This is a genomic window from Burkholderia lata (assembly GCF_902499335.1).
GTDB lineage: Bacteria > Pseudomonadota > Gammaproteobacteria > Burkholderiales > Burkholderiaceae > Burkholderia > Burkholderia lata_B.
In genome coordinates, this window is record NZ_CABVQK010000004.1 from 227,723 (window position 1) to 253,374 (window position 25,652).

Annotated in this window: 24 protein-coding genes and 1 pseudogene; 12 read left to right on the forward strand and 13 right to left on the reverse strand. The window is 67.6% G+C overall.

Translation table 11 applies throughout. From position 1 onward, the window contains the following. Nucleotides 1-118: 118 nt before the first annotated feature. Nucleotides 119-1,321 (forward strand): FAD-dependent oxidoreductase, encoded by a 1,203-nt coding sequence (locus BCO18175_RS11655; protein ID WP_174980807.1) that lies wholly within the window; start codon nt 119-121, stop codon nt 1,319-1,321. Between the two features lie 127 nt (nt 1,322-1,448). Here BCO18175_RS11655 and BCO18175_RS11660 read toward each other — a convergent pair whose 3' ends face one another. From BCO18175_RS11660 to BCO18175_RS11685, 6 genes are all read right to left on the reverse strand, one after another. Beyond that, a complete protein-coding gene (locus tag BCO18175_RS11660; protein WP_174980809.1) occupies nt 1,449-2,762 on the reverse strand; it encodes a c-type cytochrome in 1,314 nt (437 codons plus the stop codon). 39 nt (nt 2,763-2,801) lie between these two features. Continuing rightward, a complete protein-coding gene (locus BCO18175_RS11665; RefSeq protein ID WP_174980811.1) occupies nt 2,802-5,054 on the reverse strand; it encodes a xanthine dehydrogenase family protein molybdopterin-binding subunit in 2,253 nt (750 codons plus the stop codon). Continuing rightward, complete coding sequence (locus BCO18175_RS11670; RefSeq protein WP_174971795.1) at nt 5,051-5,512, reverse strand: (2Fe-2S)-binding protein; 462 nt, start codon at nt 5,510-5,512, stop codon at nt 5,051-5,053. The genes BCO18175_RS11665 and BCO18175_RS11670 overlap by 4 nt, the downstream gene beginning before the upstream one ends. Before the next feature lie 434 nt (nt 5,513-5,946). Continuing rightward, entirely contained in the window at nt 5,947-7,293 is a 1,347-nt protein-coding gene (locus BCO18175_RS11675) for a glutamine synthetase family protein (protein WP_174980813.1), read from the reverse strand. Nucleotides 7,294-7,445: 152 nt separating this feature from the next. After that, a complete protein-coding gene (locus BCO18175_RS11680; protein ID WP_174971799.1) occupies nt 7,446-8,003 on the reverse strand; it encodes a helix-turn-helix domain-containing protein in 558 nt (185 codons plus the stop codon). A gap of 17 nt (nt 8,004-8,020) precedes the next feature. Next, nucleotides 8,021-9,310 (reverse strand): NAD(P)/FAD-dependent oxidoreductase, encoded by a 1,290-nt coding sequence (locus BCO18175_RS11685; protein ID WP_174980815.1) that lies wholly within the window; start codon nt 9,308-9,310, stop codon nt 8,021-8,023. 774 nt (nt 9,311-10,084) lie between these two features. Here BCO18175_RS11685 and BCO18175_RS11690 point away from each other — a divergent pair. The 10 genes from BCO18175_RS11690 to BCO18175_RS11735 all read left to right on the forward strand — a co-directional run bounded on the left by BCO18175_RS11690 (nt 10,085) and on the right by BCO18175_RS11735 (nt 19,610). Continuing rightward, complete coding sequence (locus tag BCO18175_RS11690; protein ID WP_174971807.1) at nt 10,085-11,233, forward strand: acyl-CoA dehydrogenase family protein; 1,149 nt, start codon at nt 10,085-10,087, stop codon at nt 11,231-11,233. A gap of 35 nt (nt 11,234-11,268) precedes the next feature. Then, complete coding sequence (locus BCO18175_RS11695; RefSeq protein ID WP_174918979.1) at nt 11,269-11,673, forward strand: thioesterase family protein; 405 nt, start codon at nt 11,269-11,271, stop codon at nt 11,671-11,673. Between the two features lie 17 nt (nt 11,674-11,690). Continuing rightward, nucleotides 11,691-12,710, forward strand: coding sequence for an NAD(P)H-dependent flavin oxidoreductase (locus BCO18175_RS11700; RefSeq protein WP_174980818.1), 1,020 nt, complete (start codon nt 11,691-11,693; stop codon nt 12,708-12,710). Next, nucleotides 12,707-13,849: a prephenate dehydratase gene (gene pheA / locus BCO18175_RS11705; protein WP_174980820.1), complete on the forward strand. Its 1,143-nt coding sequence runs from the start codon at nt 12,707-12,709 to the stop codon at nt 13,847-13,849. The genes BCO18175_RS11700 and pheA overlap by 4 nt, the downstream gene beginning before the upstream one ends. Further along, complete coding sequence (locus BCO18175_RS11710) at nt 13,846-14,517, forward strand: hypothetical protein (RefSeq protein ID WP_174980823.1); 672 nt, start codon at nt 13,846-13,848, stop codon at nt 14,515-14,517. Before pheA ends, BCO18175_RS11710 begins: the two co-directional genes overlap by 4 nt. After that, a complete protein-coding gene (locus BCO18175_RS11715; protein ID WP_254608045.1) occupies nt 14,514-15,038 on the forward strand; it encodes a shikimate kinase in 525 nt (174 codons plus the stop codon). Before BCO18175_RS11710 ends, BCO18175_RS11715 begins: the two co-directional genes overlap by 4 nt. Before the next feature lie 153 nt (nt 15,039-15,191). After that, nucleotides 15,192-16,637 carry an efflux transporter outer membrane subunit gene (locus BCO18175_RS11720; RefSeq protein ID WP_174980825.1) on the forward strand — a complete coding sequence of 482 codons (1,446 nt, stop codon included), beginning with the start codon at nt 15,192-15,194 and terminating at the stop codon, nt 16,635-16,637. Next, entirely contained in the window at nt 16,634-17,833 is a 1,200-nt protein-coding gene (locus BCO18175_RS11725; RefSeq protein ID WP_174980828.1) for an HlyD family secretion protein, read from the forward strand. Before BCO18175_RS11720 ends, BCO18175_RS11725 begins: the two co-directional genes overlap by 4 nt. Nucleotides 17,834-17,835: 2 nt before the next feature. Beyond that, nucleotides 17,836-19,374: a DHA2 family efflux MFS transporter permease subunit gene (locus BCO18175_RS11730; protein WP_174980830.1), complete on the forward strand. Its 1,539-nt coding sequence runs from the start codon at nt 17,836-17,838 to the stop codon at nt 19,372-19,374. Nucleotides 19,375-19,397: 23 nt separating this feature from the next. Next, nucleotides 19,398-19,610 carry a hypothetical protein gene (locus BCO18175_RS11735; protein ID WP_174980832.1) on the forward strand — a complete coding sequence of 71 codons (213 nt, stop codon included), beginning with the start codon at nt 19,398-19,400 and terminating at the stop codon, nt 19,608-19,610. A 293-nt stretch (nt 19,611-19,903) separates the two neighbouring features. On the opposite strand, the gene BCO18175_RS11740 is transcribed toward BCO18175_RS11735, so the two are convergent. The 5 genes from BCO18175_RS11740 to BCO18175_RS11760 are packed head-to-tail and all read right to left on the reverse strand — an operon-like array spanning nt 19,904 to nt 23,482. After that, nucleotides 19,904-20,215 carry a DUF1330 domain-containing protein gene (locus tag BCO18175_RS11740; RefSeq protein ID WP_174971818.1) on the reverse strand — a complete coding sequence of 104 codons (312 nt, stop codon included), beginning with the start codon at nt 20,213-20,215 and terminating at the stop codon, nt 19,904-19,906. Then, complete coding sequence (locus BCO18175_RS11745) at nt 20,212-20,562, reverse strand: non-heme iron oxygenase ferredoxin subunit (RefSeq protein WP_174918971.1); 351 nt, start codon at nt 20,560-20,562, stop codon at nt 20,212-20,214. Before BCO18175_RS11745 ends, BCO18175_RS11740 begins: the two co-directional genes overlap by 4 nt. Before the next feature lie 14 nt (nt 20,563-20,576). Further along, a complete protein-coding gene (locus tag BCO18175_RS11750; protein WP_174918970.1) occupies nt 20,577-21,104 on the reverse strand; it encodes an aromatic-ring-hydroxylating dioxygenase subunit beta in 528 nt (175 codons plus the stop codon). Further along, complete coding sequence (locus tag BCO18175_RS11755) at nt 21,105-22,364, reverse strand: aromatic ring-hydroxylating oxygenase subunit alpha (RefSeq protein WP_174918969.1); 1,260 nt, start codon at nt 22,362-22,364, stop codon at nt 21,105-21,107. 11 nt (nt 22,365-22,375) lie between these two features. Then, entirely contained in the window at nt 22,376-23,482 is a 1,107-nt protein-coding gene (locus BCO18175_RS11760) for a 3-deoxy-7-phosphoheptulonate synthase (RefSeq protein ID WP_174980834.1), read from the reverse strand. 206 nt (nt 23,483-23,688) lie between these two features. Here BCO18175_RS11760 and BCO18175_RS11765 point away from each other — a divergent pair, with 206 nt between their 5' ends. Continuing rightward, a complete protein-coding gene (locus tag BCO18175_RS11765; protein ID WP_174918967.1) occupies nt 23,689-24,129 on the forward strand; it encodes an acyl-CoA thioesterase in 441 nt (146 codons plus the stop codon). Between the two features lie 32 nt (nt 24,130-24,161). Here BCO18175_RS11765 and BCO18175_RS11770 read toward each other — a convergent pair. Together BCO18175_RS11770 and BCO18175_RS11775 are read right to left on the reverse strand one after the other, a co-directional pair. After that, nucleotides 24,162-24,362 (reverse strand): annotated as a pseudogene (locus BCO18175_RS11770) (LuxR C-terminal-related transcriptional regulator); the annotation flags it as partial. A 328-nt stretch (nt 24,363-24,690) separates the two neighbouring features. Further along, complete coding sequence (locus tag BCO18175_RS11775) at nt 24,691-25,605, reverse strand: LysR family transcriptional regulator (protein ID WP_174918966.1); 915 nt, start codon at nt 25,603-25,605, stop codon at nt 24,691-24,693. Nucleotides 25,606-25,652: the final 47 nt, after the last annotated feature.

The following is a 25,652-nucleotide window of genomic DNA, read 5'->3' on the forward strand; positions in this document are numbered from 1 at the left end:
TTCACGGCTTATCCCGTTCGAGACCGTAATTTACGATCCGGATCCAGTCAAGGCGCGGCCGCCGACGCACGAACCCACGTCGACGCGAGCGCGCGCACGAACCTACGGGAGCATCAACATGGATATCGCCATTCTCGGCGCCGGCGTGGCCGGCATGAGCACCGCGCTCGCGCTTGGCCGGCAGGGGCACCGGATACGGCTGTACGAACGCAGGCCGTCCGAGACGACGATGGGCGCCGGCGTCGTGCTATGGCCGAATGCCGGCTTCGTGCTCGCGCAACTCGGCCTCCTGCCGGACATCGTCGAGGTCAGCGGCCACCTGCGCGCGATGCGGTGCATGGATCGGGACGGCACCCCGTTCAAGCGCTTCGAAATCGGCGAACTCGACCGCCACATGGGGTTTCCAACGCGCTCGATCCTGCGGCGCGACCTGCAGGCCGTGCTGGCGCGGCATGTCGCCGCGCACGACATCGAAGTCTGCTTCGGCCACTGCGCAACCGCGATCGACACCGGCACCGACGGCCGCGCGGTCGTTCGCTTCGATAACGGCATGGCAATCACCCCCGATCTCGTGATCGGCGCCGACGGCCGCATGAATTCCGTCGCGCGGCGCCATGTGGTCGGCGACGCCACGCCCGTCTATCAGGGATTCGTCAACTGGATCGGCGTGGCGCAGAGCGATGTACCGCTGGTCGACGAAGTGTCGATATTCGACTACTGGGGCCAGCGCGAGCGATTCGGCATCGTCGCCGTGGACCGGCATCGGATGTACTGGGCGGCGGCCCGGGCCGAGGCCGCAACCGACGATAACGACCACAACGACGACGGCGACGATGCGGCGCCCGATGATCCCGGCCCACTGCTGGAACGGCTCTTCGACGGCTGGCCGGCACCGATCGCGGACGTGATGCGCGCAACGCCGCCGGGCACCATCGCGAAGATCCGCGTACACGATCTCGATCCGGTCGATGTATGGCACCGCGGCAATGTGCTGCTGATCGGCGATGCCGCGCACGCGCCGCTCCCCACCTCCGGACAGGGCGCATGCCAGGCACTCGAGGACGCGTGGCATCTCGCCCGTTGCCTCGGCGAGCATGGAAAGGGCAACGGCAGCAACCTCGACGCTGCGCTCGCGTCGTTCACACTGCGACGCAGCCGGAAAACCGCGGCGATCACGCTACGCGCACGCGAGTTCGCTCATCGGTTATTCGGCAACGATACGCACGAAGCCGCCCGGCAGGCCGATCCGGTCGCCGAGATCGAAGCGCTCGCGAGCGCGTGGGGAGCGGGCCTGCCGATGCCATCACTTCGGGATCGATAGGCCTTGCCGATGGCGCGGCATGCCGGGAAGTCGTGTCGGTCGATGCCCGCACACGACTGCCCTAATCGTCCTGACTCAATCGTTCAGGTCTGGTAAAGCCGGGCTGCTTCCCGCATATGCCCGACCGTCATTGCGCACGCGCCTTGCCGACCTGCTCGACAGTGACCACGCCCTGCTTCGAGCCGAAGTGACTCAGCACGAAGTTCGCGACCGCCGCGACATCGGCGTCGCTGTATGCAGCACCGAAACCCGGCATCTGTTGCGTGCGGCCGTCGACGGTCAGGCTGGTGCCGTGCAGCAGCACCTGGATGAGTGCCGCGCCGGATGGGTCGTTGACCGCATGCGCGCCGACGAGCGACGCATATTCGCTCTGGCGACCGGCACCGTTCCACTGGTGACAGCCCGCGCAGTCGCCGGCAAAGAGCCGCTGGCCGCGTTCGAGCGCCTGCGGCAGCGACGCCGCGCCCGGCAGCACCGCGTTCGACGCACGCGCGGCGGACGGATCGAGTTCGATCTTGCCTGTCTGCCCGCCCGTGGCCGGACTCACGCTGCGCAGATAGACGACCATCGATGCGATGTCGTTCTGCGTCAGGTACTGCAGGCTATGCTCGACCACGTCCGCCATCGGGCCGGCAGCCGAGCTGCGTCCCGGCGCATGGCCGCGCGACAGGTACTGCGCAATCTGTTCGTCGGTCCACGAGCCGAGGCCGTATGCCTGATCGGAAGTCGTGTTGTAGGCCTTCCAGCCTTCGATGTCGGCACCCGACAGATAGTCGCGCGACTTCATCGCGAAGCCGACGTTGCGCGGCGTATGGCATTCGCCGCAATGGCCGAGCGCACCGGCCAGATAGGCGCCGCGATTCCACTCCACGCTCTGCTTTGGATCCGGTGCGAAGCGCTGTCCGCGGAAGAACACGGCGTTCCACGCGGCCAGGCCCCAGCGCTGGTTGAACGGGAACGACAGTTCGTTTTCGGGCGGCGCCCGACGAACCGGTTCGAGCGTCATCAGGTACTGCCGGATCGCCAGCACGTCGTCACGGCTCATTTCGGCATACGACGTATACGGCATCGCCGGATACAGATTTCCGTGCGAGCCCACGCCTTCGCGCACCGCGCGAACGAACGCGTCGGCCGACCAGTTGCCGATGCCGGTTGCCTTGTCCGGCGTGATGTTGGTGGAATACAGCTGCCCGAACGGCAGCTTGAACGGCCTGCCGCCGGCATAAGGCGTGCCGCCCACGGCCGTATGGCACGCGACGCAATCGGCGGCCTTCGCCAGATACTCGCCACGCGCGATGGTCGCAGGCAGGTCCGCCGGCGTGCCGGCGACCGGCGGTTGGGGTTCGGTGCCGGCGGGGGTCAGCCACGCGCGGCCGGCCACACCGGCCGCGACCACGACGACAGCCGCAACGGCATAGCCGATGACTCGACGAAATTTCACGATGGATGCTTCTCTTGAATTCGATAGGAACGCGAACGGTCAGGCCGGACGCAGCGTGTCACGCATCGGCAACGACCGGAACGTGGTGCCGGTTGCGGCCGTCAGCGCATTCGCGACGGCCGGCGCGGCCGGCGGCACGCCGGGCTCGCCGATACCGCTCGGCGGCTCCTGCGACGGCACGACGTGCACTTCGACGTGCGGCATGCCGCTCATGCGCAGTACCGGATAGTCGTTGAAGTTGCCTTGCTGCACACGCCCGTTCTCCAGCGTGATCTCGGCGCGCAGGAACGTGAGGCCGAAACCGATCCCGCCTTCCACCTGCGACGCGACCACGTCGGGATTCACGACGGTGCCGCAATCGACCGCGCAGACGATGCGATCGATCGTGAACGTGCCGTCCTGCAGCACCGTGACTTCCGCGACCTGCGCCACATACGTGCCGAACGCGAATTGCAGCGCGATCCCTCGTCCGCGCTTCGTGCCGGGTGCACCGGCACGCATCGGCGTCGACCAGCCGGCCTTCTGCGCGACCAGATCGAGTACCCCGCGATGTCGCGGCATCTTCGTGAGCAACGCACGGCGGAACGCGTACGGATCCTTGCCGGCCGCATGCGCGGCCTCGTCCATCAGCGTTTCGCCGACGAACGCCGCGTGCGTATGGCCGACCGAGCGCATCCATTGCGTCTTCACGGCGAACGTCTGGATGTGCTGCGTCACCTTGAAGTTCGGGATCTCGTACGGAATGTCGGCGGACCCTTCGACGAGCGTCGGATCGACGCCCGACGGAAGCGGCGCAAAGAAGCTCTGCCCCACCACGTCCTGGTTCCACGACACGAGGTTCCCTGCCTTGTCCACGGCGAGCCGGACCCGGTGCAGGGTCGCCGGCCGGTAGAAGCCGGCGCGCATGTCGTCCTCGCGCATCCACACGAGCTTGACCGGTGCGTCGATCCCTTGCGCACGCGCGGCGCGGGCGATTCGCGCGGCCTCGCACACGTAGTCGCCGACCGGGTTCGCGCGGCGGCCGAAGCTGCCACCCGCGTACAGCTGGTTGATCGTCACCTGCTCCGGCTTGAGGCCGACTTCCTTCGCGACGATGACCTGGTCGCCGGTATGCCACTGCTCGCCGTTCCAGATCTCGCAGCGATCCGCATGCAACCACACGACGCAATTCAGCGGCTCCATCGGCGCGTGCGACAGATACGGCTGCTCGTAGGTCGCGTCGATGAACTTGCCGCCGGACGGCGCTTCGCTCGCCACGTTGCCGCGCGTCACCGCGACCACGCCCGGCTTGTCGAGCGCGGCCCGGTACTGCTTCGAGATGTCGGCGGAACCGATCGCCAGCGCATGCGTATCGTCCCACGTAATTTTCAATGCATCGCGCCCCTGGCGCGCCACCCACGTATTGCGCGCCAGCACCGCGACACCGCCCTGCACGTTGTCGTCGCCCGGCACCTGGACAACCGCGACCACGCCGGGAATCGCCTTCGCCTTGCTCGCGTCGACGTGACGGACCTTGCCCCACAAGCGCGGCGGATGGGCGATCACCGCGACCAGCATGCCGGGCAGCTTCACGTCCTGCGTATAGATCGCCGAACCGTTGACCTTCGCGGGAATATCGACACGCCGCGTGTCGCGTTTGCCGATCAGCTTGAAGTCGGCCCGCTGCTTGACAACCACTTTCGACGGCACCGGCTCGCGCGCCGCATCGGCGGCGAACTGGCCGAAGCCCGCGCGGCGGCCCGATGCGGCATGAACGATCACGCCGTCCTCGATGCGCAGCGACGCCGGATCGACCTTCCACTTCCGTGCGGCGGCCGACAGCAGCATCGCGCGCGCGGTGGCGGCCGCTTCGCGCATCACCGTCCACGAGCCGGCCATCGCGGTACTGCCGCCCGTCGCCTGGATCATCCAGCCCATCTTCGCGAACATCGGGTTCACGTAGCGCGTCGCATCGGCCTGTGCCGCCACGACCCGCACCTTGTCGAGACCGACGTCGAGTTCGTCCGCCGCGAGCGTCGCGATGCCGGTGAACGTGCCCTGCCCCATTTCGAGGTACTCGGACACGACGCTGACCATGCCGTCGGCGCCGATGCGAATGAAGGCGTTCGGCTCGAACGACACGCCTGCGGTGGCCGGCGTGACCGATTTGGCGAGCGCGATCTCGCCGCTGAAACCGACCGCGAGCGTCAGCGCGGCCATGTTGCCGAGAAACCTGCGGCGCGAAGCCGATACGATGCCGTCTGCGGATTCCGGCGTGCCGGCCGATTGCCGGGAACGTGTGGACTGGCTCATGCCTTGAGGTTCTCCGCGGCTTTGTGGATCGCGACACGGATCCGCTGATAGGTCGCACAGCGACAGATGTTCCCGCTCATCGCGGCATCGATGTCGGCATCCGTCGGAGCAGGTTTCACGGTCAGCAGCGCGACCGCCGACATCACCTGCCCGGACTGGCAATAGCCGCACTGCGGCACCTGTTCGTCGATCCACGCCTTCTGCACGGCCTGGCCGACCTTCTTCTCGTGTGCGGCCTCGATCGTCGTGACGCTGCGGCCGGCGAGCGTACCGATCGGCGTTACGCACGCGCGCATCGGCTGGCCTTCGACATGAACCGTGCACGCGCCGCACAGCGCCATGCCGCAGCCGAATTTCGTTCCCGTCAGCCCGAGCTCGTCGCGCAGGTACCAGAGCAGCGGCATGTCGGGATCGCCAGCGAACTGATGCCGCTGACCGTTGATGGTGATATCTGTCATTCTGTCTGACCTATTCTGTGGGGAACCGGGTTCGACAGCCGGCCGCATCAGGCCGGACGACGCATCCGGCTGGTCGCAGGCATGCCGTCACGGCACGAACGCACTGGACGAACCCGCGACGCTTGCGCGCGCGATGCATCGATGCGAAAGCTCGCATCGCCGAACGCGTGGCAGAGGACGGGTGGAAACCGGAAAACTATAGTCGGCACGTGCCGCGCCGATAAGACTCGAAATTATGAGAATGTTGCCTATTCGTCCGAAAGTGAACGCGCCCCGGAAGGGGCCTGCATGGACGATACGGGCCGCGGCGGCCGGCTGACCGGCGCGTGGTCGAACGAAGTGTGAGCGCACGCGCAGAGCGGCGTGCGGCGTGCGATGCGCGTTCGCGCGACGCGCCGGCCGCGCATGCGGCCGGCGTGATGCCGGTCAGTCGATCACAAGAACCACCGATACTCCCGCGCCCCGATTTCGTTGCGGAAATCCAGCTCCTCCTGCCGCTTGTTCTCGCAATACACCATCACGAACTCGCTGCCGAGCCCGTCGCGCACGGCCGCATGATCTTGCATCTCCGCAACGGCCGACAGCATCTCCTTCGGAAAATCGATCCCGCTGCCGCGATCCTCGTTGAGCGGCGCGATCGGCTCGAGCTTCACGTCGAGCCCGTGCTCCATCCCGGTGAGAATCGCCGCGAGCACGAGGTAGGGGTTCGCGTCCGCACTCGCGAGCCGGTGCTCGATCCGCAGGTTGCGCGCATCCGATTCGGGAATCCGGATGCACGCATCGCGATCCTCGAAGCCCCAGCTCGCACGGCTCGCCGCATTCACCATCGATCCGTAACGCCGGAACGCGTTGTGATTCGGCGCGAACACGGGCATGCAGTGCGGCAGCAGCGCGAGGCATCCGGCCACCGCGTGCCGCAGCGGCCGCTGCCCGTCCGCCGCGAGCAGGTTGCGCCCTGCATCGTCGTAGAGGCTCACGTGCACGTGCATCCCGCTACCCGGCGCATGCAGGTACGGCTTGCCCATGAAGCTCGCGCGATAGCCGTGCTGCAACGCGACGCCGCGCGTGCTGCGGCAGAACATCGCCGACCAGTCGGCCGCGCGCAGCCCGTCGTCGCAATGGCCGAAGTTGATCTCGAACTGGCCCGGCCCCAGCTCGGCGGTGATCACGGTCGCGTCGACCCCCTGCTTGCACGCCACGTCGACCATCTCGTGCAGCACGTCGGAGAAGCGCGACAGCCGCTCGATATGCATGTTCGGCTGATCGTCGCGATCATCGGACAGGCGGTCGCGCGGATACTTCGGCATCCCCTCTTCGAGCTGCGCGTCGAACAGGTAGAACTCGAGCTCGAACGCGACGACCGGCCGGATGCCACGCCGCGCGAGCCGCTTCAGCACCCGCGCGAGCACCTCGCGCGGCTCGAACTCGACCGGCGCGTCGGTACCGTCCGTCGTGATCAGCATTTGGCCGAGCGGCTGCTTCTCCCAGGTCACGGGCTTCAGCGTGCCGGGGATCAATCGTCGTACGGCGTCCGGGTCGCCGTCGTTGAAACAGTAGTCGCCGATCTTGTAGAGCCCGCCCTGCGTGCCGAGCAGGATGCAGTTCTGCGGCAGCTTCAGCAGCGAGCCGGCCGCCACCTTCTCGAGCGCATCGATCGGGTAGCGCTTGCCGTAGAAATGTCCGGGCAGGTCGAGGCAGATCAGGTCGACATAACGAATCTCGGGGTGCGCCTGCCGGAATGCGCGGACTTCACCGACCAGCGCGGGAACGACGTCAGTCATGTCTCATCCTTTCCATGTCTTGTATGGCGGTGCCGCAGCGCGGCGAACCGGATTCACGCGGCACACTCGACAACGATCGCCGCATTTAAATCAGTACTGCAAACAGGCTGCGTGGCGCGGCGGCCTGCAACACCGCCCGCCCCGCCGACAACTCAGGTGAATACCCAGATCACGCGCGTCGGCGCGTCGGTCAGGTTGGCGTAACGGAACCGCTTGTGCGCCGGAAGCTGGAATGCGTCGTTCGGGCCAAGCGTGATGGGTGTATCGTCGCCGTCGATCCAGATCGTCAGCTCTCCTTCGAGCACGAAGCCGCCCTGTTCGTCGCTGTCGTCGACGGGCCGCTCGCCGCTGCTCGCGCCCGGCGCCAGGTGGCTTTCGAGGATCGAGAAGCGCGAGCGCATGTTCGGCGACACGAGGATGTCGGTAATGCCGGCCGCGTAATACACGGTGCGCCGCTCGTCGGGCCGTGTCACCCACGGCACGCTGCGCGGCTTGCTCAGGCTGTAGAAATAGGTGGTCGGCACGCCAAGCGCCTCGCCGATCGCGGTGAGATCCGCAACCGTCGGGCGCGACAGCCCGCGCTCGACCTGCGACAGAAAGCCGACCGAGCGGCCGATCCGTTCCGCGAGATCGTTGAGCGTGACCTTGCGATGCTTGCGCAGGTCGCGGATCAGGATCGCCAGGCTTTCTATCTCTTCCTGTTCATTCATGGTGAGTTCCGGTGCAGTCAAACGGTATCGCGCAAACGGTACCAGGCCTTGCCGATCGCTTCCAGCGGCGCGGCGAGCCGGTCGCCGCCGGGGAAGCGCGGGTTGCGGATGCGCTGGTACTGCGCGAGCAGGCGTTCGTCGCCGAGCACCGCGTCGGCCACCGCGCGCGCCCCCGCGAGCGTCGGCAGCACGCCGTGCCCCGAGAACCCCTGCAGCCAGAAACGCTGCCCGTGGCGGCCGATGTCCGGCGTGCGGCGCATGCTGATGTCGATATGGCCGCCCCACGCGTAGTCGAGCGGCACGCCGGCCAGTTGCGGGAACACGCGCTCGAGGTGCGGGCGCGTCGCCGCCGCGATATCGCCCGGAATGCCGCCGAGATACGTGCAGCCGCCGCCGAACAGCAGCCGGTTGTCGGGGCTCAGGCGGAAATAGTCGGGCACGAACTGGTTGTCGATCACGCAACTGTTCTGCGGCAGCAGCGAACGGGCGACGTCAGGCGCGAGCGGCGCGGTCGCGACCTGGTACGTGCCGACCGGCAGCAGCCGGCGCGCGAGGTCACGATCGAGCCGGTCGACATACGCGTTGCAGGCCAGCACGAGCACGTCCGCGCGCACTTCGCCGCGCGCCGTGCGGGCAACGTGGCCGCCCGCCGTCTCGCGGCAGTCGAGCACACGGCTCTGCTCGAAGATGCGGCCGCCCGTGCGCTCGATCGTCTGCGCGAGGCCGAGCGCGAGCTTCAGCGGATTCAGGTGGCCGGCCTCGGGATCGTGCAGCGCCGCGAGATAGCGTGTGCCGCCGATCCATTCAGGCATTTCCGCCTGGCCGATCACGCGCAGCCGGTCGTAGCCCCAGCGCTCGGCCGCTTCGTCGCGGGCCTGCGCGAGCATCGCGACGCGCCGCGGCCGCACCGCCGCCCACAGGCTGCCGGGCCGGTAGTCGATGTCGAAACCGTGCCGCGCCGGCAATTCGCGCACCTCGGCCGCGGCCCAGCGCATGCTGTCCCACAGCAGGCGCGCGCCATCGCGGCCGAGCGAATCCTCGAGCGGCTGCATGTCGCACGACCAGCCGAGCAGCGCCTGCCCGCCGTTGCGGCCCGACGCGGCCCATGCGACGCGGCTCGCTTCGAGCACGACGACGCGCTTGCCCGCAAGCGCCAGGCGCAGCGCCGTATGCAGCCCGCTGAAACCCGCGCCGACGACGAGCACGTCGGCGTCGATGCGTTCGTCCAGTTCCGGACGACGCGGGATCGGCGCCGGATAAGTGCCGGCGTAGTAGCTTGCGACGTGACGGTCGGACTGCACGAACATGCGGGCTCCCGTGAAATTTATGCCGATAAATTTCATGAAAAATTAGCACGTCAATTTCACGGGAGCAAGCTGGAAATGTTTTCCCCGATCGTCGGGACAGGACAGCAAGATCGGGCACCCTAATTGTCCGATCATTTCCGTTCCGAATTTCATCGTCGCGCGCCCCGATGCAACGCAAGTGCGCCCGGCAACCGTCCGACGTGTCGACGACAACGACACGGGCATCCTGGCGTCCCGGCATCCGGCGCGAACGTATTGCCGCTCACGACACACTGACCCCACCGCGACGGGATATTCGTCACCGCATTCTCTCCGCGCGGGCTTTCGCTACGCGATCGGTACGGTTGCCGCCCTCGTGCGCAACTGGAATGCCGACCCGCTTCCAGTCACGAGAACCGACATCGTTCGAACCTCGGCTTTTTAAAATAATCTGCAGTGCGAATTCAATCGAATCCACCCGCTTGAAAGATGGACCGACAACCCGGCACCGCCTCGCCGTCACGATCGACGCGCGGCAGCACCGTCACCGGCCGGCGCGCCATCGTTTCCCGTCGTCGAAGCGCTCCGACTCTCGCAGCGATCCTTCGCGACGATGCGTGCATCCGGCATCACGACCTCGCTCGACAAGCGTGCGCCACCGTTCGTCACATCGCTCGTTTCGCCCGGATCATCCACTGATGCGCGTCGCGTCGGAGTGCAATATCTGACAGTTTCTCGGCCGGGGGCTTTTCATTAGATTGGCGACACGATCCATGCAAAGTCTCGCTCCCCGACATGACAATCACTGCCAGCGAAGCACAGCACACGACGACCGCCACGTTCCGCGACATCGCCGAACGCCATGCGCAGTCCGCCCCTTCCGGCTCATTCCATCGCGATGCATGGGATGCATTGTCCGAGGCGGGACTGTGGCGCCTGCCGGTACCGCGTGAACTCGGCGGTACGGGAGGTACGTGGCGCGACTTCATCGACGCGTTCGAGTCGATCGCCGCGGCGCTGCGCTCCGTCGGCTTCGCGATGGCGCTCGCCAACCAGGCGACGCTGATTCGCGCGATCGTCGCGTACGGTTCCGACGCGCAGCGCGCACGGCATCTGCCACCGCTGCTGTCCGGCGCCATCGGCGCCACGGCGATCTCGGAGAAAGGCACCGGCACCGAAGTGCGCGCGCTCGAAACGGGCCTCGTGCGGGACGGCGACCACTACCGGCTCGACGGCCACAAATACAACATCAGCCACGCGCCCGAAGCGCGCCTGATGATGATCGTGGCGACCCTTACCGGCGACGGCAAGCCGGCCACCGCGCTGGTGCTGATCGATCCCGAACGCGCAGGCGTGCAGCGCAGCGCGCCGCAGGCAACGCTCGGCGTCACGGACTTGCCGATCGGAGACATCGCGTTGTCCGGCGTACGCGTCGAGGCCGACGAGTTGCTCGGCGCGCCCGGCGACGGACTACGCCTGCTGATGGACATCGCGTCGATGAATCGCGCGCTGTTCGGCCTGTTGTGCGCGAACGTCACCCAGCCGTTCCTCGCCGACGCACTCGCACACACCGGCGCCCGCAAGACGCTCGGCGTCGCGCTGGACAGCCATCAGCACGTGCAGCGCCGGCTGGTCGACGTGCAGGTCGGCATCGAACGTACCCGCTGGACGGCGCGCGCCGCGCTCGACCTGCTCGTCGAGCAGCGTCCCGAAGCCCTCGCGAACTGTTCGATCGCGAAGCTCGCAGGCGCGCGCGATCTCGCGCAGGCCGCGCTGCACCTGCTTGCGATTCACGGCAGCGACGGCTACCGGCACGGCCCGCTCGCCACCTTCGTCGCCGACGCGCTCGCAATGGGATCAGCCGGCGGCACCGAGGAAATGCATTACCGGAACATCTTCAGCCAGATGCAACGACGCGCGGCCGCCACGGCGCGCGCGGCGTGACCGCTCACCTTTCACCACCACTTCAGGAGTTTCTCTTGACTATCCAGACTGGCCTGCGCGCCCGCGCCACCCACCGCGTCGACACGATTTCGCTCGCCGATCAATGGGGAGGCGAAGCGCACGCGCTCGCGAGCCCGATCATGATCATCTTCATCGAGCAGACCTGCATGCAGGCGACCGACCATCTGCTGCCGGACGGGCAGATGACGGTGGGCTACAACTTCGAGATCAAGCATCTCGCACCGACGCCGCCGGAATGGGAAGTGACGGTCGACGCCGAACTGATCGAGGTCGACGGCCGCATGATGACGTACCGGGTCGAAGTGCGCGACGCAGTGGGCGTGGTCGGCGAAGGCGTGCATACGCGCTGCGCGGTCAGCCGCGACGGCTTCCACCGCCGCCTGGGCGAGCGGCGCGACAGCGCGGCGCTCGCGCGCTAACGAGCCGGAGCCCGACCATGATTCCGCTTCCGCTGCAGGGTCTCCGGCTGCCGGTGATTGCGTCTCCGATGCTGATCGCGAGCTATCCCGAGATGGTGCTCGCCCAGTGCAAGAGCGGGATCGTCGGCGCATTTCCCGCGCTCAACGCGCGGCTCAGCGCGCAGCTCGGCGACTGGATCGACACGATCGACGGCACGCTGCGTGCGTACCGGGACGCCCATCCCGATGCGCCGGTCGGCCCGTACGCGGTCAACCACATCTGCCATCCGTCGAATCCGCGCGTCGAACAGGACCTGCTCATCTGCATCGAGCGGCGTGTGCCGCTGATGATCACGAGCCTGCGCGCACCGTCGCGCGACATCGTCGACGCGATCCACGCCTACGGCGGAATCGTGCTGCACGACGTCACGACGGTGCGGCATGCGCAGAAGGCGCTGGAAGCCGGCGTCGACGGCCTCGTTCTCGTCGCGGCGGGTGCGGGCGGCCACGCCGGCACGCTGTCGCCGTTCGCGCTGGTCACGGAAGTACGACGCTTCTACGACGGCTTCATCGCACTGTCCGGCGCGATCGCGACAGGCGATGCGATCGCCGCCGCGCGCGCGCTCGGCGCCGACTTCGCGTACATCGGGACGCGCTTCCTGGCGTCGCACGAAGCAAACGTGGTGCAGCGATACAAGGACACGATCGTCGAAGCCAGCGCGGCCGACATCATCTATACCGACGCGTTCACCGGCGTCCACGGCAACTACCTGCGCCAGAGCATCGAGGCGGCCGGGCTCGACGCGCGCCGGCTCGCGCGGGTCGACGGCGCGCAGCTCGATTTCTCGCCGGAAGGCGGCGCGAAGCAGTGGCGCGACATCTGGGGGGCCGGCCAGGGCGTCGGCGCGATGGACGCGGTACTCAGCGTCGCCGAGATCGTCGAACGGCTCGAGGCCGAATACGCGCGCGCCGTCGCGCGCATGCAGCCGGTGGCGGCCGGGCACGTCGCCGCACACCGGCCGGCCGTTTCCTCGACTTCACGGATCGAAACGCCATGACGCCGTCCGAACTTGCCGCCCCGTCGTCCGTCGACGATGCGATCGCGCGCCGCCGCGCGCAGATCGACGTGATCGACGACGAGCTTCTCGCGCTGATCGGCCAGCGCATCGCACACGCAACCGAGATCGGTCACCTCAAGCGGCACGCGGGGCTCGCGGTGCAGCAGCCCGCCCGCGAAGCGTCGATCGTCGCCGAGCTGTGCACGCGCGCGCCGTGGGGGCTGCGCGACCGTGACCTGAAGGCCATCTGGCAAACGCTGTTCCGCGCGAGCCGTGACGCGCAATCGCTGCCGTCCGTCGCGTTTCTCGGCCCGTCGGGCACCTACACCGAAGCCGCGATGCTGCGGCACTTCGGCGAGTTCGCCCGCGGGCAGGCGCACGAGACGATCGACGCGGTATTTGAAGCGCTCGCGCACGGCGACGCGGAATGCGCGGTCGTGCCGGTCGAGAATTCTTCCGAAGGCAGCGTGACCCGCACGCTCGACCTGCTGATCGGGCAAGCGGCGCCCGTCACGGGCGAGATCGAACTGCCGGTCGCGCACTGCCTGCTGAGCGCCAGCGGATCGCTCGCCGGCGTCGACAGCGTGGTCGGCCATCCGCAGGCGCTCGCACAATGCCGCGTGTGGCTCGACACGCATGCGCCCGGCCTGCGCCGCATCCCCGTTTCAAGCAACGCGGTGGCCGCGCGCGAGGCCTCGCACCTGTACGACTGCGCGGCGATCGCCGGCGAACCGGCGGCCGCGCTTTACGGACTGCGAATCGTATCCCGGGCGATCCAGGATCATCCGGACAACCGCACGCGCTTCGTGATCGTCGGCGGGCAGACGCCCGCCCCGACCGGCCATGACCGCACGAGCATCGTGCTGCGGCCGACCGATGCGCCCGACGCGCTCGCGCGCATATTCGATGCGCTCGCCCACCACCGCGCACCGCTGCTGTGGGTCGACGTGCGTCCGGCACGGGGGGCCGGCCATGCGTATCGGTACTGCATCGATTTCGGCGGGCACCCGCTCGATCCGAACGTGCGCGCGGCGCTCGACGAAGTCGCGCTCGCCGCCGCCGAGCTGCGCGTCCTCGGCGCGTATCCGCGTGCCGCGAGCGGTACGGGCGCACACGCCGACGGCACGGCCGCGCAATGACGACGGCACCCGCTTCGTCCCGCGTCGCCGCCCGGCTGCTCGCGATTCGCGACGGTCGCGACGATCGCCTGCTCGTGCTGTGCGGCATCGCGTCGGCGGGATGCCTGCCGCTCTTCGCCGGACGATGGCTGCGCGCACTGCGCGCCGAATACGACGACGAACTGGAGTTGCTGCCGATCGTGCGCGGCATGCCGGACGCCGCCGACACCGCGTGCCTGTTGCGGCGCTGCGCGCGCCTCCAGCTTCCGGCGGTCGCGATCGGCGACACCGCGGCAACCGCGTACGGCCGCTGGCGCGCCTGCCTGCCCGCGGCGCCGCTGACCTGGCGGGTGCTCGAAACGGCAGCGGCACGGCCCGCAGCGCCGCTGCCAGGCGGCCTGCTGGCGCGCTGGCCCGCACGCCCGGCCGAGCCGGTCGACTGGCCGCGCTCGCGCCGCGTCGTCGCCGATTTCGGCGCCGCGTCACCGGCGCTTGGCGCCCGGATCGGCGCGCTCACCGACGCCCTGTACGACGGCTCGCTCGTCATCGCCGGCATTGCGCTGGACACCGCCCCTGGCGCGCCTCACACCTTCATCACCGATGCACTGGACCCGCTCGCCAACTACGTCCGGATGCAGCGGATCGCCGCCGTGACACGCCGCGCCCCGTCGCTGCGGAGCCGCCTGTGAGCCCGCGCTCGCAGGCCGGCCCGACGCGCATCGCGCTCGTCGGGATGCCCGGCGCCGGCAAGACGACCCTCGGCAGCGCACTGGCCAGCGCGCTCGGGTTGCCGTTCGTCGACGCCGACCGCGAACTCGAACGCCGCTTCGGCGCCCCGGTCGCAGCGCAATTCCATGCGGGCGACTTCCGCGCACGTGAAGCCGACGTCATCGATGCGCTGACGCGCGGGCCGGCGCTCGTGCTCGCGACCGGCGGCGGCGCCGTGCTGCGCGACGAGACGCGCACCCGGCTCGGCCAGCGCTGTTTCGTGATCCATCTTGCGAGCGATCTCGACACCCTGTGGCATCGCACGCGCGACGACGCATCCCGCCCGCTGCTGAACGTCGCCAATCCGCGCGCGGCGCTCGCCGCGCTGCACGACGCGCGCGAATCGCTGTACCGCGCATGCGCGCACTGCCGCATCGACACCTCGGGCCAGTCCGTCGCCCAAACGCTCGCGGCAGCGCTCGACGCGCTTGCCATGGCGTAACCCGCGTACCCCGATCTGCCCCCCTTTCAGCTGTTTCAACGACGCCGGCCGGTTCGGCCGACTGCTATTTCTACCAGTTGCCGAGCGTCAAATAATATCTAAAGATATATTTTTAGATATATATCGTTCGCCATCGCGCACAGGAAACCGACCATGCCCTTCCTCATCGACCGAGCGCGCGGCTCCCGCCGCCTGGTTCCCGCGCTCGCCGCGCTCGCGATCGCCGGCTGCGCGCCGTTCGGCTCGCAACGCCCGGCGGCGCGGATGACGCCCGTCGAGCAACTCGATGCAGGCGCCGCGATCCACGCCGCCGGCGCTGGCTCGCCGACGATCGCCGAACGCTGGTGGACGGCGTTCGGCGATACGCAGCTGGATCGCCTCGTCGACGATGCACTGGCCGGCGCACCGACGCTGCAGGCGCAGCGCGAACGTGTCGCGCAGGCGCTCGCCGACGCCGACGTCGAAAACGCCGCGCTGCTGCCGCAACTCGGCGCGACGGTGAGCGCGGTGCCGACGCGCCTGCCCGGCAGCTACCGGACGCCACCGCCCGCGGCCGGCCACTGGCAGGTCGACGCGCAGGCGCTCCTCGGCGCATCGTGGAATCTCGACATCGCCGGCCGGCAGCACGCGCTGGCGCGCGCCGCGGCGCTGCGCGCGGACCAGCAGCGCGCGCTCGAGCACGCGGCCACCGTGTCGCTGCAGGCGGCGATCGTCGAAACCTATCTGCAGCTCGTGCTCGAACAGCAACTCCTCGCGATCTCGCGCGATACGCTGCAGCAACACAGCTATCTGCTCCGCCTCACGTCGCAACGCGCCGACGCCGGGCTCGACATGCAGGTCGCCGTGCTCCGGGCAAGCGAACCCATTCCGCACGCGCAGGCCGACATCAACACGCATGCGGCCGCATCGGCCCGTCTGCGCCACCGGCTCGCCGCGCTCGTCGGCCGGGGGCCCGGCTACGCCGACGCGCTGACGCCCGCCGCGCCGCCCGCGGCCGAGCTGCCGATGCCGGCCGTCCTGCCCGCGGCGCTGATCGGCCGCCGGCCGGACGTGCTGGCGGCGCGCTACCAGGTCGAAGCCGAAGCGGCGAACATCGACGCGGCGCGCGCCGCGTTCTATCCGGACGTCAACCTGATGGCCTTCGCCGGCGTGCAGAGCTTCGGCTTCCGCGCGCTGTTCCACGGCAACAGCGGCACGTTCGGCGCGGGCCCCGCGATCACGCTGCCGATATTCGAGGGTGGCCGGCTGCGTGCCGGCCTGCGCGCGCAAACCGCCGCCTACAACGCCGCCGTCGCGGTGTACGACGACACCGTCGTCAACGCGCTGGCACAGGTCAGCGACACCCTCGTCCAGATCGACACGCTCCGCCGGCAGCGCGCGCTTCAGCGCGAGGCGCTGTCGCGCGCGCAACAGACCTACACCGTCGAAACGCAGCGCTACCGGAAAGGCATTTCCGGCTACCTCGACGTCCTGCTCGCCGAAGGCCGGCTGCTCGAGGATCGCGCATCGGTCGCCCGTGCGGACGCGTCGTTCGCGATCGAGCACGCCCGCCTGATCGCCGCGCTCGGCGGCACCACTTCCACTGGAGTCACGCAATGAACCGTCCCGAATCCCCCGCCGCCGAGCCCTCGCTGCAACGCGCACGCCGGCGCTACTTCCGCTGGTTCTTCATCGCACTCGCCGGCGCCGCCGGCATCGGCGTCGCCGCGTGGGCCACCACGCGCGGGACCGAGACGACCGACGATGCGTACGTATCCGGCGACGTCGTGCAGATCTCGCCGCAGATCGGCGGCACCGTCGACGCCGTGCGCGTGCAGAACGCCGACTGGGTCGGTCCGGGCGACCTGCTCTTCAGCGTCGACAAGACCGATGCGCGGCTCGCGCTGGACGAAGCGGTCGCCCAGCTCGCCCACGCGGTGCGCGAATACCGTACCGCGCATGCGGACGCGGCGCGCGAGGAAGCGCAGATCCGGCTGCGTCGTGCCGAATTGTCCAAGGCGAATGACGATCTGCAGCGCCGGCAGAGCCTCGCGCAGGACGGCGGCGTGTCGCGCGAGGATCTTCGCCATGCGCGGGATGCGATGGACGGCGCGTCGGCCGCGCTGAACGCGCAGCAGGCCGCCTACGACGCGACGCTCGCGCACACCGACGGCACGTCGATCGACACGAACCCGCTCGTGCGCGCGGCGGCGTCCCGGGTCCGCAGCGCGGCGCTTGCGCTGCGCCGCACCGAAATACGCGCGCCGCTCGGCGGGCTCGTCACGCGCCGGGTCGTGCAGGTCGGCCAGCACGTGTCGCCGGGCACGCCGTCGATGGCGCTCGTGCCGCTCGATCACGTGTGGGTCGAGGCCAACTTCAAGGAATCGCAGCTGCGCGGCATGCGCGCCGGGCAGCCGGTCGAGCTGTTCTCGGATCTGTACGGCAGCGACGTGGTGTTCCACGGGCGCGTCGTCGGGCTCGAAGCCGGCACGGGCGCCGCGTTCGCGGCCGTGCCGGCACAGAACGCGACCGGCAACTGGATCAAGGTCGTCCAGCGCGTGCCGGTCCGGATCGCGCTCGACCCCGCCGAGCTGCGCGCGCACCCGCTGCGCATCGGCCTGTCGATGACGGCATCGGTGCCGGTCGAACACGGCCGCGGCACCGCATCGGCATCGCCGATCGCCCGCTCGCCCGAGGTGCGCAGGTCGGTCGACGCCACGTCGATCTACCGTGACGACGACGAAGCGGGAAATACGCTCGTCGCCGAGACGATTCGCGCGAACAGCGGCGCGCACCCGCTCGCACCGGGAGCCTGACGATGCGCTTTTTCGCCCGGAACGCGGCGCCGAAACTGCCGCTGGAGCCGCTCGCCGGCATGCCGCTGGCGCTCGTCGCGATCGCGGTCAGCGTCGCGAACTTCATGCAGACGCTCGACCTGACGATCGCGAACGTCGCCGTCCCGACCATCGCGGGCGATCTCGGCGTCGCGCCCGACATGGGCACCTGGATGCTGACCTCGTTCGCGACGCCGCTCGCGATCACGCTGCCGCTCACCGGCTGGCTCACGCAGCGCTTCGGCCAGGTGCGGTTGTTCCGCCTGTCGGTACTGCTCTTCGTGCTCACGTCGGTCCTGTGCGGGATGGCGCCGAACTTCGAGTCGCTGCTGCTGTTTCGCGCGCTTCAGGGCGCCGCGTCGGGCCCGATCACCGCGCTGTCCCAGGCGCTGCTGATGGCGGTGTTCCCGTCGACGCGCCGCCACGTCGCGCTGGCCGTGTGGCAGACCACGACGTTCGTCGCACCGGTGCTCGGACCGATCGCCGGCGGCTGGATCACCGACAACCTGAGCTGGCCGTACATCTTCTACGTGAACATACCGCCGGGCCTGCTCGTGCTGGGTGTACTCGCGCGGCTGCTGGCGGGACGCGACAACGCGACGCGGCGCCTGCCGGTCGACGTCGTCGGGCTGCTGCTGCTCACCGCCGCGTTCGGTTCGTTCCAGCTGCTGCTCGATCGCGGACAGAACCTCGACTGGTTTGCCTCCGGCGAAATTCGCGGGCTGGCGGTCGTGGCGGTCGTGTCGTTCATCGCGCTGATCATCTGGGAGCTGACCGACGACCATCCGATCGTCGACCTGCGGCTGTTCGCGGACCGCAACTTCTCGACGAGCACGCTCGCGATCACGGTCGGCTTCGGGCTCTACTTCGGTGCGCTGGTGCTCGTGCCGCTGTGGTTGCAGACCCAGCAGGGCTACACGGCCACCTGGGCCGGCATCGCCACCGCGCCGCTCGGCGTCGCGGGGATCGTGATCGCACCGCTGCTCGGCCGCTTCCAGGGCCGCACCGACCCGCGCCTGCTCGCGACCGTCGCACTCGTCGGCTGGGGCGCCGCATCGTTTTGGCGCATGCATTTCAACACCGACGTGACCCTCGGCGACATCGCCGCCAATTCGCTGCTGATGGGCGCCGCCACCGCGTTCTTCATCACGCCGCTCGTGTCGCTTTCGCTCGCCGGGCTGCCCCGCGAGCGGCTGCCCGCGGCATCCGGGCTGCAGAACGCGCTGCGACGGATCGGCACCAGCGTCGCGACCTCGGTCGCGCCGACTTACTTCGAGCGCCGCTCCCGCGTGCACAACACCTATCTCGTCGACCACATCACACCGTACGATTTCGCGTCCGGCGACTGGTTCGCGCGGCTCGATCACGCGGGACTGTCGCCGTCCGGTGCGCTTGCATCGGTCGCACATTCGATCGACGTCGAAGCGCACATGCTCGCGCTGAACGACTTTTCGTTCGGCTGCCTGCTGCTGTTCGGCGCGACACTGCTGACGGTCTGGTCGATCCGCTACCGCCACGCGTGATGCACGCGCCACGGCCGGCGGCCGTGGCGCGCACCTTCTGCGATACGTACGGCTCCGGCGACTTCGACTTCGACTTCGACTTCGACTTCGACTTCGACTTCGACTTCGACTTCGACTTCGACTTCGACTTCGACTTCGGCTTCGACTTCGACTTCGACTTCGGCTTCGGCTTCGGCTTCGACTTCGGTGCACGCGCGCCGCAACCGCAGCGACGTTCGATCACGACAGCGCATTGACACACCTCCCGCACCGTCAAGCGTGCCCTCACATGCGCAACCTCTGCGTACACCGGGCAACGGCATGGGCGAAACCGCGCGGGGGGAAAATCCGAAACCCGCCACACCCGGCTGAAGCGACCGACCGGGTAGCCGGCCCGCCGGTAAGCAGCGCGGGTATCCGCCGAATCGAATCGCATCGCATCGCCATCACCGACGAACCGAAACCGCCCGCCCCGCCCGACTGCACCCCTGAACGAAAAAAGGGGCTCCACGCCGGACGACCCGGCGCGGAGCCCCTCGACCTTCACCGCTTAACGCGGATCGCTGGCGACCGGCACGTATCCTTCGGCGAGGATACCGGTCGTCCGGGCGGCCGGCTCGCGCAGCAGCTTCGCCGCCTGATAGCCCTCGGACCGATACCACGCGCGGGCGCGCTCCGCCGACTCGAATTCGAGCACGACGACGCGCTTCGGCGACCATTCTCCTTCCAGCGTTTCGACTTCGACGCCGCGCACCAGGAAGCGTCCGCCGTACTCGGCCACCGTCGGCGCGCCGAGCCGGCGGTACGCCTGGTATGCCTCGACGTCGTGAATGTCGATATCGAACACCACGTATGCGCTCATGACTGCGCCTCCGCCGGCGCCGCCGCATCGGCCGCCGCAAGCTGCACGAACACGCGGCCGTTCTCGATCTTCACCGGATAGGTACGCACGCACGTCGTCAGCGGCGCGCACAGCGCAATGCCGGTCCGCACGCTGAAGCGCCCCTGATGCAGCGGGCACTCGATCTCGTCGTCGAGCAGGAAACCGTCGCTCAGCCGCGCGTCGCCGTGCGTGCACTGGTTCTCGGTCGCGAAGATCTCGTCGCCGACCGCATACAGCGCGATGTCGCGGCCGCCCACCCAGACGCCGAGCAATCCGTCGGTCCGCACCGCTTCCGGCGCGACCGCGTCGATCCAATTCGTAGTCACTTTCGGCACCTCGCTCAAACCGGGAAAATCAGCGAGTTCGGAATCATCTCGCTGTCGTAGACGCAGATGCGCGACTCGAAACGCAGCCCCTGCGGCGTACGCACGATGCGGTCCAGGTAGCGCCCGGTGTTGTAGACGTCGCTCATCTGCTCGGTCTTCGTGCGCAGCACCGCGTAGTTCGTCTCCGCCTCGATCACCGTGTCGTCGAGATACGTGACGAGCGGCAGCCCGATCACGTGGCGCTGATAGTACGGATCGAAGAACAGCGTCTCCTTGATCCCGTAGACGCGATCCTTCAGCATGCCCTTGCTCTCGAAGTCCATCACCGCGAGCGGCAGGTTGCGCTCGTGGTTCTCGCGCGGCACTACCGTGTACCGGCATTGCTCGACGAAGAATTCCGGCCACGCGTCCCAGTCGCCGCTGTCGAGCACGGCCGCATACCGCGCATTGAGCTGGACGAGCGCATAGAAATCCTCGAAGCTCGCGCTGCCCAGGTGCGGCTCGGCGGCCGGCCGGCCCGTTCGTGTCGTGATCGTGCTCATTCAGGCCTCCATCACTTGGCGCCAGTACTGGTACATGCCGCGCACCAGCGTTTCACTGACCATATGGTCGGTTTGCTCGTCGATCTGCCGGCCGCCGAGTTCGTTGTAGACGTTGCCGTGCTGGATCTGCTCGAAGCTCTGCTGCACGCATTCGATGACCTCGCCATCGTCCGCCGACACGAAACCGGCCGGCCCGAACAGATTGGCCTGGCGCAGACGGCGCCGCGTCATCTCTTCGGTGTCGGTCTCGAAGCCGAAATGCGTCCATACGTAGTCGAACACGCCCGGGCTGATCGGCCGGATGCGCCGCGTCGACAGCGCATTGACCTGCTGCTGGATGATGACGCTCGGCATCAGCGTGAGCATCACGACGGTCGGATCGCCCCACCACGGTTCGTGCACGACATCGAGGAAGCGGTCGTCGTTCAGCGTCATGCGCTCCTTGAAGCTCGTCACGTTGTGGGTCACCTCGCCGCCGCCGCCGCCGCTGCGGATCGACACCATCGCACCGTGCCGGTGATGCTCGTCGGTCACGAGCTTCGCGGGATTGTCCGCGCGCCACAGGCCGAAATTGACGAACCAGGTATGCAGCAGCCCCGCGTGATACGGATCCTTGATGTTCTCGACCATCAGTTTCCAATTGCTCGGCACGCGCTGCCGCGTGTAGCCGAGCACGGTCAGCTTCGGGCCATGGAACAGGCGATCGTAGTAAGGCAGGATGCGCGGCCCGAGGAAATCCTCGAACGATTCGACATTCTCGTCGAACGACGCGAACACCGCGCCGCCGCGCGTCGACACGCGCAGGCGCCGCAACGCGTGCTTGCCCGGATCGAAATCCGCCGGCATGCCGCCGTTGATCGTGCCGCCCTGACGCACGCCGCGCCGGAACGGCACGCCGATCAGGTTGCCCTTCAGGTCGTAGTTCCACTGGTGATACGGGCAGTGGAAATCCTTTGCTTTCCCCGAGCGTTCCCGGCAAAACTGCATGCCGCGGTGCGCGCACGCATTTTCGAAGACGACGACTTCACCGTCCTCCGTGCGCGTCATCACGACGGAACGCTCGCCGACTTCCGTGCGCTGGAAATCGCCGGGAGACGGCACTTCGGCTTCGAGGCCGATGTAGCACCAGTGATTCGCGTAGAACAGGCGCTCGAGTTCGCGCTGATACAGCGCTTCACTCGTGTACGCCTCGTACGGCGTGCGGCTGGCGCCGTCGCCTTTCCAGTCGAGCGCGCGGGCGATGTCGATGGGTGAGTTCAAGAGAGCTCCTTTCAGTAAGAAACGGCCTGCATCGCGACGGCGGCGCCGTGCGCGATGAAGCCGGCTGGCGAACGCCGCCGCGCAACCACCGCGGCAGCCAACTGCTCGACGAGTTCGGCCGTGTGATCCCAGCCGAGACATGCGTCGGTAATGCTTTGGCCGAACACCGGCGGCGTGCCCGGCACCACGTCCTGCCGCCCCTCGACGAGGAACGACTCGATCATCACGCCCACGATGGCGCGCTCGCCGCGATGCAGTTGCGCGGCGAGATTGCCGCAGACATCGATCTGCGCGCGCGTCTGCTTGCCGCTGTTGCCATGGCTCGCGTCGATCACGACATACGGGGGGAGATGCGCGTCGCGCAGCGCGGCGCAGGCTGCCGCCACGCTCACGGCGTCGTAGTTCGGGGTCTTGCCGCCGCGCAGGACGACATGCGTGTCGGGATTGCCGGGCGTGGTCGCGATTTCCACGCCGCCGGACACCGACGGCCTCAGGTAGCAGTGCGAAACGCGCGACGCGCGGATCGCATCGATCGCGACCTTCACGTTGCCGTCGGTGCCGTTCTTGAAACCGACCGGCAGGTCGAGCCCCGATGCCGCCTGGCGATGGATCTGCGATTCGGTCGTCCGGGCGCCGATCGCGCCCCAGGATACGAGGTCGTCGAGATACGGCGCGGTCATCGGATCGAGAAACTCCGTCGCGGCCGGCAGGCCCAGCGCATTGATGCCCAGCAGCACCTTGCGCGCAACGCGCAGGCCGTCCTCGATCCGGAAACTGCCGTCGAGATACGGATCGTTCAACAGCCCTTTCCAGCCGACCGTGGTGCGCGGCTTTTCGAAATAGACGCGCATCACGATCTCGAGCACATCGGCGTACCGCTCGCGCAGCGGCGCGAGCCGGCGCGCGAACGCCAGCGCGGCCTCTGCGTCATGGATCGAACACGGGCCGACGATCAGCGCAAGCCGATCGTCCTCGCCCGCGATGATCTGGGCCAATGCACGCCGCGCATCGCTGATCGAGCGTGCCAGGCCGGGATCGCATGGCAACTCGGCGCGCAATCGCTGCGCACTGATCACCGCCACACCTTGCGTCAACGCTGCCTCAACGGATTTTTCCATTTATCACTCCACTCTCGCTGATCGGATGCCGATTTACGAAGCAATTAGAGCGCGGTCAAATCCGGGGTGATACTGTCATTTATCTCAGAAGCATTCCGCATAGTGAATATCTGTGATTTCCGACAGTATTCCAATATACGGATCGCGTCTAACTTAACTCCTGAACAAACACGTTCTCACCTGCTGTTCTGCCAAGGAGCCTCGCAATGACAAGAAAATATTTCGAAACCCGAATCGACGTGAAATATCGGGAAACGGACGCACTGGGCCATGTGAGCAGCCCGGTCTATTACGATTATCTGCAGCATGCATACCTGACCTACATGCACGATCTGCTCGAACTGCCCTATTCGGAAAAGCTGCCGCACATCATGGTCAAGACGTCGTGCGAGTATCTGAAACCCGCGCAGTACGGCGATACGATCACGGTTCGCAGCAGCGTCACGCGCTTCGGCTCGAAGAGCTTCGAACTGGAATACCTGATGGTGCGCGACGCACAGGCGGCGAACGAGGATTCGGACGACGATCAGGCGGTGGTTGCGCGGGCCGTGTCCACGCACGTGATGTTCGACTACGGCAGCAAGACCACCGTGCCGGTGCCGGAAGAGTTCAGGACGCGCGTGCTGTCGTTCCAGGGCGCAATCTGATGTCGCAACCGGGGCGCACGCCCCGGTGCCGTTCATGCAAACACGATCAGGCCCATCAGCACGGCCTTCACAACCGCATTGGTCTTGTTGGATGCGTTGAGCTTCGCAATCGACCTCGAGATATGGAAATTGATCGTCCGCTCGGTCAAGCCGAGAATGATGCCGATCTCATACGCGGTCTTCCCCTCCGCCGCCCATCGCAATACCTCGCATTCGCGCATACTCAGTGTGACATCATCGGGAGTCGCGATATTCGCCGCACAATGAACCATTCGTTTCTCCATCCATAATAAGACGCCAATATTTCAGATTCACGATTTCCAATGTTCACCTCAATTCACATACCCCTCGGATTGGATATTTATTATTTAAAGGCGTCACGAATGTTCGGCGAATTCAAAAGCAACAAATGTCCTACCTATTATCTCCGGTGTTGTCCAAACGGAATCGAGCATACCGAATCGATTTACGCTTCGGAAGATGCATGAAACGCAATATATCAATGACGTTGACGCACGCCACAAGACTTGCATGACGCGTCACGTCGAAGCATCCACATAACTAGCGGGCGTTCGCCTCGGCAACGCGCGGCGCACAGATATTGCGCACGCAATCACGCAGCCATCGATGCGCGGGGTCGCGATCGAAACGCGGGTGCCAGATCTGCGAGACGGTGAGATCCGCGATCGGCACCGGCAGCGTAAAGCTGTGCATGCCGACGCGGGACCGCTCGGTCTGTCGCTCCGGCACGCTGGCGACGAAGTCCGAACCGCGCGCGAGCGACAGCGCCGTCGGGAAGCTCGACACGACGGTGGTCACCGAGCGCGCGAGGCCGAGGGAATCGAGCAGCGTATCGATCGGGCCGTTGAACTGCCCGCGGCGCGACACGCCCACCTGCGGAAACGACGCGAAGCGCTCCGGCGTCATTTCTCCTGACGCGAGCGGATGATCCGCGCGGACCACGCCGATGAAGCGGTCGCGAAACAGCGCCTGCACGCGCAACTCCGGGCCGGCCTGGCCGATCACGCCGACCTCGAGATCGATGTCGCCGTTGCGCAGCGCATCGACATGCTTGTTGGGTTTGGGTGCGAAGCGCAGCCGCACGTCGGGTGCCGTGCGCGACGCGTGCTCGAGCAGCGCCGGCGCGAACGTCTCGACGAACGCCTCGTTCGCGCGAATCGAGAACGTGCGCTTGAGCGTGGTCATGTCGACCCGTTCGCACGGGCACATGACCGATTGCGCCTCCACCACGAGCGCATGCACCCTGTCGCGCAACTCGAGCGCGCGCGGGGTCGGGACGAGATCCCGCCCCGCCCGCACCAGCAACGGGTCGCCCGTCATCACCCGCAACCGCGCGAGCGAGCGGCTGAGCGCGGACGGGCTGAGGCCGAGCGCGTTGGCCGCGCCCACTACGCTGTTCTCGGACAGCAATGCGTCCAGAACGACAAGAAGATTGAGGTCAATGGAAGTCGCCATGATGCGCCCATGCTGTACTGTCGGGACCGGCCGGCCGATGGGCCAAC

What these genes read in the sequence shown, in the direction of transcription:
- BCO18175_RS11765 (WP_174918967.1), top strand. Translation starts at nt 23,689, where the DNA reads ATGACAAGAAAATATTTCGAAACCCGAATCGACGTGAAATATCGGGAA.
- BCO18175_RS11700 (WP_174980818.1), top strand. Translation starts at nt 11,691, where the DNA reads ATGATTCCGCTTCCGCTGCAGGGTCTCCGGCTGCCGGTGATTGCGTCT.
- BCO18175_RS11760 (WP_174980834.1), bottom strand. Translation starts at nt 23,482, where the DNA reads ATGGAAAAATCCGTTGAGGCAGCGTTGACGCAAGGTGTGGCGGTGATC.
- BCO18175_RS11730 (WP_174980830.1), top strand. Translation starts at nt 17,836, where the DNA reads ATGCGCTTTTTCGCCCGGAACGCGGCGCCGAAACTGCCGCTGGAGCCG.
- BCO18175_RS11725 (WP_174980828.1), top strand. Translation starts at nt 16,634, where the DNA reads ATGAACCGTCCCGAATCCCCCGCCGCCGAGCCCTCGCTGCAACGCGCA.
- BCO18175_RS11675 (WP_174980813.1), bottom strand. Translation starts at nt 7,293, where the DNA reads ATGACTGACGTCGTTCCCGCGCTGGTCGGTGAAGTCCGCGCATTCCGG.
- BCO18175_RS11710 (WP_174980823.1), top strand. Translation starts at nt 13,846, where the DNA reads ATGACGACGGCACCCGCTTCGTCCCGCGTCGCCGCCCGGCTGCTCGCG.
- BCO18175_RS11685 (WP_174980815.1), bottom strand. Translation starts at nt 9,310, where the DNA reads ATGTTCGTGCAGTCCGACCGTCACGTCGCAAGCTACTACGCCGGCACT.
- BCO18175_RS11665 (WP_174980811.1), bottom strand. Translation starts at nt 5,054, where the DNA reads ATGAGCCAGTCCACACGTTCCCGGCAATCGGCCGGCACGCCGGAATCC.
- pheA (WP_174980820.1), top strand. Translation starts at nt 12,707, where the DNA reads ATGACGCCGTCCGAACTTGCCGCCCCGTCGTCCGTCGACGATGCGATC.
- BCO18175_RS11690 (WP_174971807.1), top strand. Translation starts at nt 10,085, where the DNA reads ATGACAATCACTGCCAGCGAAGCACAGCACACGACGACCGCCACGTTC.
- BCO18175_RS11750 (WP_174918970.1), bottom strand. Translation starts at nt 21,104, where the DNA reads ATGAGCACGATCACGACACGAACGGGCCGGCCGGCCGCCGAGCCGCAC.
- BCO18175_RS11680 (WP_174971799.1), bottom strand. Translation starts at nt 8,003, where the DNA reads ATGAATGAACAGGAAGAGATAGAAAGCCTGGCGATCCTGATCCGCGAC.
- BCO18175_RS11720 (WP_174980825.1), top strand. Translation starts at nt 15,192, where the DNA reads ATGCCCTTCCTCATCGACCGAGCGCGCGGCTCCCGCCGCCTGGTTCCC.
- BCO18175_RS11670 (WP_174971795.1), bottom strand. Translation starts at nt 5,512, where the DNA reads ATGACAGATATCACCATCAACGGTCAGCGGCATCAGTTCGCTGGCGAT.
- BCO18175_RS11775 (WP_174918966.1), bottom strand. Translation starts at nt 25,605, where the DNA reads ATGGCGACTTCCATTGACCTCAATCTTCTTGTCGTTCTGGACGCATTG.
- BCO18175_RS11655 (WP_174980807.1), top strand. Translation starts at nt 119, where the DNA reads ATGGATATCGCCATTCTCGGCGCCGGCGTGGCCGGCATGAGCACCGCG.
- BCO18175_RS11740 (WP_174971818.1), bottom strand. Translation starts at nt 20,215, where the DNA reads ATGAGCGCATACGTGGTGTTCGATATCGACATTCACGACGTCGAGGCA.